The sequence below is a fragment of the Pueribacillus theae genome (assembly GCF_003097615.1).
GTDB lineage: Bacteria > Bacillota > Bacilli > Bacillales > UBA6769 > Pueribacillus > Pueribacillus theae.
The window spans coordinates 1-12,244 of the sequence record NZ_QCZG01000029.1 but is presented as its reverse complement, the minus strand read 5'-3'; the positions used below and the strand labels follow the sequence as shown (position 1 = coordinate 12,244).

Sequence of the window (12,244 nt, the reverse complement as noted above, 5' to 3'; positions counted from 1 at the left end):
GAGATGATTGAAGCACAAATTTTTTATAGTAAATTACAAGCGATTTGCAGGGAAATGGGCCACAATTTGGAACGGACTTCCCGTTCTCCCCTCCTTGCCTTAGATCGTTCGTATGCCAGTGCTATTTTAACAGAAGAGCTAGAGCTTGCCGTCCAGAAGCAATATGATGTGGGGCATCTTTATGCCCTTCGGGATAGTGTCGCAACGATGTTTGACTATTTTTCTTACGATTTGGCAGAAGGAGATATTATTTTAGTTGCCGATCCATACAGCGGTGGAACGCAAGGCCAAACTGTGACGATGGCTGCGCCGCTTTTTCAAGAAGGGGAATTGGTTCTTTTTCCTGTTGTAAGGGCACAAATGATGGATTTTGCAGGGGAATATCCGGGCGGCTACCATCCTGAAGCATTTGAAGTATGGCAGGAAGGGATAAGGGTGACGCCGATTAAGCTTTATCATCGTGGTGTTCTACAAAGAGACGTTTGGCGGTTTTTGCTGGCGAACAGCCGGGCACCGTCTTTGTTGGAATCAGATTTAAAAGCAATGGTTGCTTGTTTGCGCCTTGCCGAAGAGCAAATTGCCGATGTGCTCGGAAGCTATCGTCCGGAAGAAACCGAAGCATTTTTAAAGCACATCTTTCAATACAGTGAAACGCAAGTTCGCCGGCTGATCTCTGATTTGCCCGAAGTAACTTTTCAATCGAAAGCATGTTTAAAAGATGAAAAAGCAGGGGAAGTCCCCATTCACGTTAAACTGATGAAAGAAAATGACAGCCTCACCATTGATTTTTCGGGAACAGGAAATCAAGTAGAAACGCCATTAAACTCGCCAATTGCGTCAACAAAAGCTTATGCAGTTTGGCCATTTTTAACATCATTTGAAAATGGCATAGATTTGAACGAAGGAACATTGCTCCCGTTTCATTTCAACATAGAGGAAGGAACAATTGTTTCACCGCATTTTCCTGCGGCAACTGCATTTAGCGGTAAAATAACCGGGCATTTTATTTCGGAAGCTGTCGTTTCATCGCTTCGAAGCGGCGGGCTGAAGAAAGAAATAATCCCTTCCATTCACGGAATGGGTCCGGAAGCGGTTTTGTATCCGCCAATTGGGAAAGAAAGGGAGATTGAACCGCTATTTCTCGTGCCGGGATTTCCCATCTCTTCTTCAGGGTGGGGGCCGTCTCCATTATACGGGGAAAAACTGCTCGTCTCTGCTGAAGAACTGGAAATGCATGATGGCTTTCAAATGGTATCAAGGGAACTTGACAATGGACAAGGGATGACAGTCCAGCTTGTCAATCATCGAGCTGATATTTATGCAAATCTTATCCAGCCGGTGGCCAAAAATGAAGAATATGGTTCTATTGAAATTACCGGAAGCCGAACGGCATCTTTTCATGAAAGTGCGTTAGGAGAACTTTTGAAATATGGTGATCAAATCACGTTTCGTTATCCAGGAAAGGGAAGTGACGAGTCATGATAAATGAAGACCTTATTCTATCGCAAGTTGTAGGGGGATCGCTCGATGCAATCGCCCGTGAAATGAGTGCGACTGTCACACGCACAGCTCGTTCCCCTCTTTTCAATGAAGCGCACGATTTTACGACAGGTGTTTTTGATTTGGCAGGGAAAAAATCACGTCTCGTTGCACAAGCGCCGGGCTGTACGCTTCATTTGTATGCGGTTGTCGGGGCTGTCGATCATTTAATGGAAGCTTTTCGTTATGATTTGCATCCAGGGGATATTTTGTTAGTGAATGATCCTTACCACGGTGGCTCGCACAGTCTCGATTGGACAATTGTTATGCCTGTTTTTTACAACCGAAAACCGATTTTGCTTCCTGCCGTAAGAAGCCATATGGGAGACAATGGAGGTCCCGTTGCGGGGGGATATAACCCTCGTTCAAAAGACATATGGCAAGATGGACTTCGCATTCCCCCCCTCAAAATCTATGAGCGTGGTGAAAAAAGAAAAGACGTGTTTGACTTAATCGTGGCGAACAACCGTTTAGCTCATTGGCTTGAAGGAGATCTCGATGCGATGATTGGGGCTTGCAAGTTGGCTGCAAACAGGATTCAGTCGCTGCTTGACACGTATTCACCTGAAGAAGTCATTAAAGCGCTCGATAGCCGAATCCGTTATACAGAACGGCGCGTACGTGAGGAAATTGCCAGCTGGCCTGACGGAACGTATACGGCAGAAACGTACGCTGACCACGATTTTCAAGGAAATCGTGATATTAAAGTGAAGGCAACCGTGACGGTCTCAGGAAGTGACTTGCAGATTGATTTTTCAGGATCGTCAGCACAGGCGGAAGGATTTATTAACAGCCCATTATCCAATACGACCTCGTTTGCCTTTGTCGCGATTTCGACATGCTGCGATGAGGATATCCCAATTAATGAGGGATACATGAATCCAGTTACCGTAACCGCACCGCTTGGTACAGTTGTCAACCCGAAGTTGCCTGCGCCATGTGGCCATGCGACAGCGTGTGTAGGCGCGGAGATTGCTGAAGCCGTGCTGCTTGCTATTGCAGAAGCAGCGCCGAAACGTGTCGGTGTGAATGCCCACAAGCTTCCACTCGCATACAGCAACGGCTACTATGACGACGGGAACCCTTGGGTGAATTTGAACTTTTTCGGCTATACCGGCGGAGCGGGAGCAGCCTATGAAACGGATGGATGGGGGCTATACCCTCCCGTCATGACCGGCGTTATTCTTCCATCAATTGAGATGAATGAAATGCAATACCCAAGCCGAGTGTTAAAGCATGAATACACAAGCAATTTCACAGGTCCCGGCCGTTGGAGGGGAACACCAGGCCTTGATGTCCAAATTCAGCATTTGACAGAAAGCTGGACAAGTGTAATGATGGCGGGTGTCCGCAACACAACCCGAGGATTTTGCGGCGGAAAAGACGCACCAAGCAACAAGGTTATTGTTGACTACGGAACAGAAGAGAACGCGGAGGAAATCGAAGAAACAGCATTCGGCATAAACATGAAGCCCGGCGGCATTATCCAGTTTCACCGCGCAGGAGGAGGCGGCTGGGGCGACCCGCTTGAGCGCGACCCCTCTGCTGTGCTGGATGATGTGTTAAATGAATTCGTTGATGTCGAAGGAGCGCTGCGTGATTACGGAGTTGTCATTGATACTGAAACAATGAGTGTAAATATTGAGGGAACGAATCGTGAACGGGATAAAAGGAGACAAAATAAGACCACTAAATAAACGTTAGGTAGTACCGCCGGGATGAGCTGGATCATTTCAGGCGGTTTTTTATATAATAGTAAAAATCGATTATTCCATTTTAAATAGTTCGCGTAGATAATCTCTTCTTCCATGCAGTATGCGATGAATAAAAACTGTATTATGATTATACCTATAAAAAATCAAATATGGATGCACAACAATAAATCTGTATCCTTGTTTTACAAGTTCATAATCTTCATCAGACAATACTGTTCCCATTTCCGGGAAATCTGCTAATGCAATGATTCGATCATTTAATTTATTCAACAAAGCTTCCGCAGCTAAATGATTCTCTTGAGAAATATATGAGAAAATCTCATCCATGTCATCAGCTGCAACAGGTGCATACTTAATCTTCTTTTGTGGCATTTATTTTTCTCCGTATATTTGCGATAACTTGTTCATGTTCAATCAACTGCGAGCCTTCGTCTATTTGTTTTTCAGCAACAAGCAGTTTGGATTGTAATTTTATACGTGCTTCTCTACGCCGAAACGTTTCGTGGCTCATGACAACTAAGTCCGCTTCACCATTCCGAGTAAGTATGACTGGCTCATCTATTTCGTGACAATACTTGGAAAAACCATTATAATCTTGCCGAATTTTTGTTGATGGCTTTATATCCATACATTACAGCACCTTTCGAATATTATTATTCTGATGATATTATATCATTATTATAATATGTATTGAAAATGAAATGAATTAGAGATAATGGAGGATCTGCTTTGAATCAAAACTTTTTACCTAAACCATTGACAAGAAAATTTTTTCAACAGCCAACGCTTATTATGGCAAAGTCTTTGCTTGGCTGCCTGCTTATAAAAGAGACAGAAGAAGGAACGACGTCTGGCTTCATCGTGGAAACGGAAGCATACATCGGTCCGGAAGATCGGGCTGCACACAGTTTTGGAAACAGACGGACGAAGCGAACGGAAGTTATGTTCGGGGAAGCGGGCTATGCGTACACATATACGATGCATACGCATTGTCTTTTAAACGTTGTAAGTGGGGAATTGGATAAGCCTGAAGCGATTTTAATTCGGGCGGTAGAACCGTATTCGGGTATAGATTTAATGTTTGAGCGCCGTAAAATTGACAAGTTGAAAAACTTAACAAGCGGTCCCGGAAAATTAACGAAAGCCATGGGAATTTGTATGGAGGATTATGGACACCCTCTTTTTAAACAGCCGCTTTATATCGCCGAAGGGTACGAGCCTGAAACCATTTCTGAAGGAAAAAGAATTGGAATCCATAACACTGGGGAAGCAAAAGAGTATCCGTGGCGGTTTTGGGTTACGGGCAATCAGTTCGTTTCAAAATAAAAATGTCATTATTAATACGGTTAAATTTAAGTAAAAAATTTTAGCAAATAGGGCAGGCTGATAGTTTTAAAATAACAGCCTGTTTTTTGATTTAAATTACAATCAATGATTACTTTTTAACTCACTTTTTTTAAAAAAATATCGTTAAGTGACAACGTTAGCAGGTTATAGAATATGGCATATAACTTGCTTGTTAAAATAACAACAATTAAAAGAAAGGTGGAATTAGGTCTATCGTGTAAGAGCTAGTACTTCGAAGAATGGTGAGAGATATGCTAGGAGAGAAAGTTTTAAAATAGAAATATTCGAATTTATAATATTATGAACGAAGGGAGTGCATGAGGATTGGCAGCTAAAAAAGTTTATGTACTTGGAGGCTATCAAACAGATTTTTCCCTTAATTGGGCACGAGAGGGGAAAGAAATCTTTGACATTTTAAAGGATTCCGTCGTTGGAGCACTGGAAGCCACAAAAATTGATCCGAATGATATTGAAGTAGCACATATTGGTAATTTTATTGGAGAGCTAGGTAGTAGGCAAGGACAGCTTGGTGGCCTGTTTGCGTCGATTCATCCAGCATTTAGTGGAGTGCCAGCGAGTCGTCATGAAGCTGCGTGTGCATCTGGAAGTATAGCCATTCTTTCGGCAATGACAGACATCGAATCTGGGCGTTACGATTTGGCATGCGTAGCAGGTGTCGAACAATTACGTAATGTTCCAGGAGACCAAGCAGCAGATTACCTAGGCGTCGCTTGCTGGACAGGACGTGAAGCAATAGATGCTACGTATCCGTGGCCGTATTTGTTTGATCGTTTAATTGATGTCTACGATGAACGTTACGGTATTAAATATGAACATTTGGCACAAATTGCAAAAACAAATTTTAATAATGCGAAACGAAATCCAAATGCGCAAACGAGAAATTGGCAATTTAATGAGCGAAGTTTTTTAGAAGATGATGAACATAATCATGTCATTGAAGGGAGAGTTCGCCGACAAGATTGTGGACAAGTGACAGATGGAGGCGTAGCGATTTTTCTAGCTTCGGAAGAATATGCTAAGAAATATGCTTCAGAACGAGGATTGCAATTTGAGAATATTCCTTATGTAAAAGGGTGGGGGCATAAGACTGCGCCAATGTTGCTTGATGACAAGATAAAGCTAAGTGAACATAAGGAGTATATCTTTCCTCACGTACGTAAAACTATTGAAGAAATGTTTGTACGTGCAAGTATGTCTGGTGTAGAGAACGTAGATGCCATCGAAACACATGATTGCTTCTCTATTACGGAATATATGGCAATTGATCATTTTGGTATTACAGCTCCGGGCGAGAATTGGAAAGCAATTGAGTCGGGTGATATTTCATTCAATGGGCGGATACCAATAAATCCAAGTGGTGGATTAATCGGCTTAGGACACCCTGTAGGTGCGACTGGAGTTCGAATGGTGCTTGATGCCTATAAGCAAGTTACCGGAACAGCAGGAGATTATCAAATTGAAGGAGCAAAAAATGTAGCTACATTAAATGTAGGTGGGAGTACAACGACGACTGTAAGCTTTATAGTAGGTGTTTAAAAATATCGAAAGTTAAATACAATGAACAATTATAATCCCTCATGTGTAGTCAGTTAAGAAAATGCCTAAACTGACTCACAGGAGGGATTTTTTTGAAAAAAAGCAACTAATTTACAAGTATTTTCACGTTTCATTGAGCTTTTTAATTTCGTGTGAGTTATACCCTTTCAATGATCATTGCTGTTCCAACACCACCTCCACCGCTTATAGCAACAAGACCTCTCTGTAAATTTTTTCGTTCTAGCTCATCTAGTAATGTTATGATTAGCATGCCGCCGGTTGCACCCATAGCATGTCCTGTTGCGATTACCCCTCCATTCACGTTTAGTTTATTTTCATTAATACCAAGATCACGCATATATTTTAAAACAGTTGCAGCAAATGATTCATTATATTCAAATAGATCAATATCATCGACAGAAAAATCGGTTTTAGCCAGTATTTTTTCGGTTGCTGTTTGTCCGCCTGTTAATAAAAGTGGATTTGTAGATGCAGAGGTTACAGCTACAATTCGGGCACGAGGGCGTATTCCAAGTTTCTCCTCCGCTTGCTTGTTTCCGATAAGCAGAAGTGAAGCACCGTCAGCAAGGGAAGGGGAATTCCCGGGATGATGAAGGTGATTGATTTTTCCATCTAATTGTGGAAAGTCTCTATAAATTGCTTCTTCTGCTAAACCTGCTCCTACCTTCCCAAAGACAGGTACAAGTTGTGCCAATGAACCCACCGTACTATTCTCACGAATGAGTTCATCGTTCTCTAAAACTATATTATTTTCTGTATCATATATGGGCACGATAGAGTTAGAAAAATATTGATTTCTTCTAGCAAAAGCAGCCCGTTCATGGGATTGTATAGCATACTCATCAAGCTGTTGCCTTTCGAATTTTTCAAGTGTTGCGATAATATCAGCGGAAACGCCCATTTGGATAAAGTTCGTTTTCTTACTAACCTCAGGGTCTCTGTACCATGCACCGTTATCAGCAAACATCGGCACACGTGAAATAGATTCAATCCCACCTGCAAGAACGATATGTTCCGATCCGGCATTCGTTTTTTGTGCAGCAATTCCCACAGCATCAAGAGCGGAAGAACAAAAGCGGTTTACCGTGATCCCTGCGATGGATTCTGGTAAATTAGCAGCAATTGCAGCGATTTTCGCAATATTTGCTCCTTGATCGTTTACTTGAGTCACGCATCCTAGCACAATATCTTCAACTAATTCCTGATCCCATTGCTGTCGTTTATGAAGAGAGGAAAAGAGTTGCGAGAGGAGATTAATAGGTGTGATAGAGACTAATGCACCCGTTTTTCTAGCTGCTCCTCGTGGTGTGCGAACAGCATCGTAAATATAAGCATCCATGGAAAATCATTCCTTCATTTTTTAAAAATGCTTGATTTAGAACCTTCAACTTATTGTTATTATCGTGCTTTTAATAATTTTCATTAAGAAATTAAATTTTTGCTGTTTTCTGTCATAAGTTCGCGCAATTGCCGTTTCAAAATTTTACCAACAGGGTTTCTCGGCAATGAATCAAGAACCATTAGGCGCTCCGGAATTTTGAAATTGGCTACATTATTTTTTTTAAAATAATCTTTCACTTCATCTAATGTAATTTCGTGGGCTCCATTTTTTAATACGATACAGGCGCAAGCCTTTTCTCCCATTATTTTATCAGGATAACCAACGACAGCTACTTCGGAGACTTTTGGATGACTATGAAGCAAGCTTTCGATTTCTTCAGGTGAAATGTTTACACCGCCTCGAATAATCACATCTTTTGTACGACCTACATAACGATAATATTTAGGTATCTCTTCATCTCCAATAATTTCGAACATATCACCTGTGCAGAAAAAACCATTAGAATCAAAAATTTTTTTATTTAAGTCTGGTCTTTTCCAATAGCCTGTCAGCGTCCCTGCTCCTTTTATACGTAGTTCGCCAGGACGGTTAGGTTCTGTGATTTCTTCTTTGGTGCCGATATCGACAAGTTTCGTTTCAATTCGATTCGCAATTCTTGTTGACCATTGCAATCCTTTGACACCAAAGCGTGGAAAGAATTTTGCTCTCTTTTCAGGATCTGGAAAGTCTTTAGGGCCGCTCATTAATGTAATCCCTTCATTTGAACCAAAGTAATTAATAATATCAATATTATATTTTTCTTTCCAACCTTTCACCATCCAAGGAGATAAAGGAGCGGATCCTGAGCCAATTGCTTTTAACGATGAAATATCAGCTTTGCTTAAAATATCATCATTATTTAACATCATATTTAATAAGGCGGGAGGAGCAAGTGTATAAGTTGCTTTTTCTTTCATGATTTGCTCTAAAAATACGGATAAGTCAAATGGATGGTGCATAATGAGTTTACTGCCTGAGAGCAGCCAAGGTACAAACATTCCTGCAATACCTGCCATATTCACCATTGGAAATGTATTTAATAGTATATCTTTTTCAGTGAATTCTCCTATGTCAACCGAAGTGTAAGACGAAATGAACCATTCATTATGACTTCTTGGTACACCTTTTGGTTTTCCCTCTGTTCCCGAAGTCCAGCATATTGTAAAGATGTCGTTAGCTGTTTCTGCTAATGACGAAATATAATTGGTATATTGCTCTTTTTCCTGGCTAGTCAGAGTAATATCTTCTAGCGAAATTGTTTGATTAGATAAATTTTTCTCTCCCCAAGCAAATATTTTTTTCACTGTTGGCAATTTATGACGCAAATCAGCAAAGCATTGCGCATTGGGACGCTCACCTATTTGAGTCATGGTTAAAACAGCCTTAGCTTCGACAAAATTGATGAGTTCTTCATATTCATGTCCCCGATATTGAACAGGGAATGGACTTGCAATGGCGCCAATTCTTAAAATAGCTAGGTAAGCGATAACAATTTCGACAATGTTTGGAAGCTGAACAACGATGATATCATCTTTTTTTAGTCCATTTTTATATAAATAGGCGGCTAATTTCTCAACTTCTTCATAGATCTGCATGAAAGTTAATCGTTTGGGAGCACTATTGCAAATTTTCTCTCGATTCAGCGGATCAATAATCGCTTCGACATGAGGGCGATTATTAACATTCTTGTAAAAAATGTCGTAAATGGTTTCGGTTGTCCACCAGCCTTTTTTTGTATATTCATTAATTTTTGTTTCACTTGAAAGAATCATTCGCATTCATCCTTTCTTAAATTTTGGCTAAAATTTTTAATTTAAACGATGCCGCCTTTTGATGCGTAGCTTAAAATTAATTAGAACGACATCGTTTTTAATAGGAATCTCAATCTATTTAAGTTCGTGTTTATTTCTTATAAAGGTTTTTACCATTCACCCAAGTTGCATGAAAACCCATCGGAACTCGTTGTGGAATGGCAACCCGTGCGATTGGACCGAGTTCAAAGTTTTGTGCATCGATAATAATTAATTCTGAAAGGTCTTTTTCTTTATCATATATATAGGTAATGACATAACCATCATCTTCTGATTTTGCATTAATCCTTGGGGCAAAAGCCGCCTCATTACCATATTGATGGGGACCAAACATATACTTTTGCGATTGACCTGTCCAAGTGTCATATTTAACAAGGCCATCAAAGTTCAACGTATATGAAATATCGAGATGGACGTTATAGCAATAGCGTCCTTTTCGACCTAAATAATCTAAGTTAATGATTGGAAACTCTGTATTCAAGTCATCTAGGACACCTTCTTTAACGGCACCCGTTTTAAGGTTGAAACGCCAATAATATAAAGTAAATTCATTGCGCATTAACTGCAACATTCTCTCTATTTCACTAGCGCCTTTTTTTACAGGAGGTAAAGGGTTTTCTACACGGCAGCCAATTAATACGAGTTCGTCTCCTTCTTCCCACGCATTGATTGAATGGTAAATATAGCATGGTTTTGCTTCGAACCAACGAATATCATTTGAATTGCCATAACGAGGAATAACCCCAAAACGACTAGGCAGTTCATCAAAATATCCAAGTTTGTAACGACCATTTTTCAATGCTTCAGGGTCATTAAATAAAGGTAAATCCATTAAAATGGAGTAATTTTCCGAAATCCACATGTCATGAGGTAATCTTGGACCTGGCAGTTCGATCGGTACGCTGTGCAGCGACTTACCGTCTGCGGAAACTACACCATACATCATATAAGGGTAGGTGTTTCCATAATCGAAAAAGATAAATTCGCCTGTGTTTTCATCAACTTTAGAGTGGGCGGAAACATTATTTTTTAATTTTCCTCCAAAATCTTCAACACCTATTGTTTCTAACGTTTTTGCATCGACACGGTACGGTTCGCCAGAAATGTACCATAAACTGATTAAATTATTATTATGAAAAACGACATCAGTGTTTGATGTATTCTTTAAGGGCTCAAATTTAGGGTTCTGTGAAGGATTTTCCATTAGGCCAACCCACAATGATTTTCCTGCCTCTTTTTCATGTTGAAGCCCTTTTGTTTGAATATACCGATTTCGATATCCGACTTTCCCGTCTTTAATATAAACCGCGTGTAACATTCCATCTCCATCAAACCAATGATGTCTCCCAATGGGATCATATTTGGGATTGGGGCCGTTCCGTACATAAGCTCCATTAAAATCAGAAGGTACTTCTCCTTCAAGGACTGTTAGTTCATCTACCGTAATCTCTTGGTCGTTAGGGGAGTATAATATATCTGACAAATAAGGATTTGTCTCTGTTTTGGGAGTGCTCATATGAATCTCTCCTTTTCTTTTTGCGGGATCCATTGATTATTATTTTTAATTTCTTCATAGGCTTCTGCATATTCTTGGCGTAATTTTTCGATAATTTTCTTTACAGGCTGAACCTCCTTAATTGTTCCAACTCCATGTCCCGCCGACCAAATGTCTTTCCACGCTTTTGTATCACCTTGCGGGTTACTGAAATCGATTTTATCTTTAGGGACTAATTTATCTACATCTAATCCAGCTCTTTCAATACTTGGCTTTAACATGTTGGCATAGACGCCTGTGAATGCATTTGTTGAGATAATATCATCAAATTTAGCCTCAGTGAGCATTTTTTTATACTCTATATTAGCCATGCTTTCTTCTGAAGCAATGAATGATGTACCCATATAGACGAGATTAGCTCCAAGTGTCTGAGCAGAGAGAATACTTTTCCCACTTGAAATGCCACCTGCAAGAACGATAATGCCATCCCAAAATTGGCGTACAGCTTCAACAAAAGCGAAACCAGTGATTGTTCCAGTATGTCCTCCAGCTCCTGCACTAACGAGTATGAGACCATCAACTCCTGTTTCGGCCGCTTTTTTTGCGAATTTTATTGAATTGACGTCTGCAAAAACGAGGCCACCGTAGTCATGTACAGCATCAACTACTTTTGCTGGACTTCCAAGTGCGGTGATGACAATAGGCGGTTTGTAGCGAACAAGCAGTTCAAGTTCTTGTTCAAGTCGATCATAAGAACGATGAGCAATAATATTGGCTGCCCAAGGAGCGACTGGTAGCTCAGGTTGTTGGGATTTTGTCAATTCAAGTTCTTCCGTTATCGTTTTCATCCATTGTTCCAATTGTTCAATTGTCCGTGCGTTTGGCGCGGGGAAAGAACTTATCACACCATTTTTACAGCAAGCGATTATGAGCTCAGGACCTGAAACGAGAAACATTGGTGCAGCAATGATGGGTAAGACGGTTTGTTCAGCAATGTTTTGTAATTGTTTTTCTGATTTCAATCTATCCCCTCCAAGTTTTAACTTTCTAGTTTTCATTCTGTTATCTTTGCAAGAATAATGCCAAATAAAAATAATAGGCATGATAGGCAAAACGCTGCTCTATCCCACTTAATAACGATAAATTTTATAATCGCTGATTAGAAAACTAATCAGCCAACAAAACAAATAATGTCTTATATGGAATAATTGAAAAGTTGTAGTAACATTAGACGGACAGCTTATCGACAAGGAAGAAGTATCGAGCAAAAATGGCATGAATATTGCAACTTGGCATTATGTAGGAATATTGATCTAAACATACATGACCCGCCGGGTCACAAACTTGGGATGAAAATGGTTCCATCCAATAGTTACCA

10 protein-coding genes are annotated in these 12,244 nt (G+C 40.4%); 4 read left to right on the top strand and 6 right to left on the bottom strand.

All coding sequences use genetic code 11. The annotated features are described in order from the left end of the window. Positions 1–3 precede the first annotated feature (3 nt). Both DCC39_RS13095 and DCC39_RS13090 read left to right on the top strand, forming a co-directional pair. The gene (locus DCC39_RS13095; RefSeq protein ID WP_116555358.1) at positions 4–1,482 is read left to right on the top strand and encodes a hydantoinase B/oxoprolinase family protein; all 1,479 of its coding nucleotides are present in this window, start codon (positions 4–6) and stop codon (positions 1,480–1,482) included. Then, positions 1,479–3,236 (top strand): hydantoinase B/oxoprolinase family protein, encoded by a 1,758-nt coding sequence (locus DCC39_RS13090; RefSeq protein WP_116555357.1) that lies wholly within the window; start codon positions 1,479–1,481, stop codon positions 3,234–3,236. Before DCC39_RS13095 ends, DCC39_RS13090 begins: the two co-directional genes overlap by 4 nt. A 69-nt stretch (positions 3,237–3,305) precedes the next feature. On the opposite strand, the gene DCC39_RS13085 is transcribed toward DCC39_RS13090, so the two are convergent. Next, a complete protein-coding gene (locus DCC39_RS13085; protein WP_116555356.1) occupies positions 3,306–3,626 on the bottom strand; it encodes a type II toxin-antitoxin system RelE/ParE family toxin in 321 nt (106 codons plus the stop codon). Next, positions 3,607–3,882 carry a type II toxin-antitoxin system Phd/YefM family antitoxin gene (locus DCC39_RS13080; protein ID WP_116555355.1) on the bottom strand — a complete coding sequence of 92 codons (276 nt, stop codon included), beginning with the start codon at positions 3,880–3,882 and terminating at the stop codon, positions 3,607–3,609. Before DCC39_RS13080 ends, DCC39_RS13085 begins: the two co-directional genes overlap by 20 nt. A 101-nt stretch (positions 3,883–3,983) precedes the next feature. On the opposite strand from DCC39_RS13080, the gene DCC39_RS13075 reads away from it, so the two are divergent. Together DCC39_RS13075 and DCC39_RS13070 are read left to right on the top strand one after the other, a co-directional pair. Beyond that, complete coding sequence (locus DCC39_RS13075; RefSeq protein ID WP_116555354.1) at positions 3,984–4,580, top strand: DNA-3-methyladenine glycosylase; 597 nt, start codon at positions 3,984–3,986, stop codon at positions 4,578–4,580. A 345-nt stretch (positions 4,581–4,925) separates the two neighbouring features. After that, on the top strand, positions 4,926–6,158 hold the full coding sequence (locus DCC39_RS13070; RefSeq protein ID WP_116555353.1) for an acetyl-CoA acetyltransferase: 1,233 nt from the start codon (positions 4,926–4,928) through the stop codon (positions 6,156–6,158). Between the two features lie 157 nt (positions 6,159–6,315). Here the strand turns inward: DCC39_RS13070 and DCC39_RS13065 are convergent, their stop codons facing one another. The 4 genes from DCC39_RS13065 to DCC39_RS13050 form a co-directional block, all read right to left on the bottom strand. Further along, entirely contained in the window at positions 6,316–7,518 is a 1,203-nt protein-coding gene (locus tag DCC39_RS13065; RefSeq protein ID WP_116555352.1) for an acetyl-CoA C-acyltransferase, read from the bottom strand. Positions 7,519–7,601: 83 nt separating this feature from the next. Next, positions 7,602–9,332, bottom strand: coding sequence for a class I adenylate-forming enzyme family protein (locus DCC39_RS13060; protein ID WP_116555351.1), 1,731 nt, complete (start codon positions 9,330–9,332; stop codon positions 7,602–7,604). A 130-nt stretch (positions 9,333–9,462) separates the two neighbouring features. Then, on the bottom strand, positions 9,463–10,887 hold the full coding sequence (locus tag DCC39_RS13055) for a carotenoid oxygenase family protein (RefSeq protein ID WP_205948506.1): 1,425 nt from the start codon (positions 10,885–10,887) through the stop codon (positions 9,463–9,465). Then, entirely contained in the window at positions 10,884–11,888 is a 1,005-nt protein-coding gene (locus DCC39_RS13050; RefSeq protein WP_240613644.1) for an NAD(P)H-dependent flavin oxidoreductase, read from the bottom strand. Before DCC39_RS13050 ends, DCC39_RS13055 begins: the two co-directional genes overlap by 4 nt. Positions 11,889–12,244: the final 356 nt, after the last annotated feature.

What these genes read in the sequence shown, in the direction of transcription:
- DCC39_RS13095 (WP_116555358.1), top strand. Translation starts at nt 4, where the DNA reads ATGATTGAAGCACAAATTTTTTATAGTAAATTACAAGCGATTTGCAGG.
- DCC39_RS13065 (WP_116555352.1), bottom strand. Translation starts at nt 7,518, where the DNA reads ATGGATGCTTATATTTACGATGCTGTTCGCACACCACGAGGAGCAGCT.
- DCC39_RS13055 (WP_205948506.1), bottom strand. Translation starts at nt 10,887, where the DNA reads ATGAGCACTCCCAAAACAGAGACAAATCCTTATTTGTCAGATATATTA.
- DCC39_RS13085 (WP_116555356.1), bottom strand. Translation starts at nt 3,626, where the DNA reads ATGCCACAAAAGAAGATTAAGTATGCACCTGTTGCAGCTGATGACATG.
- DCC39_RS13090 (WP_116555357.1), top strand. Translation starts at nt 1,479, where the DNA reads ATGATAAATGAAGACCTTATTCTATCGCAAGTTGTAGGGGGATCGCTC.
- DCC39_RS13060 (WP_116555351.1), bottom strand. Translation starts at nt 9,332, where the DNA reads ATGATTCTTTCAAGTGAAACAAAAATTAATGAATATACAAAAAAAGGC.
- DCC39_RS13080 (WP_116555355.1), bottom strand. Translation starts at nt 3,882, where the DNA reads ATGGATATAAAGCCATCAACAAAAATTCGGCAAGATTATAATGGTTTT.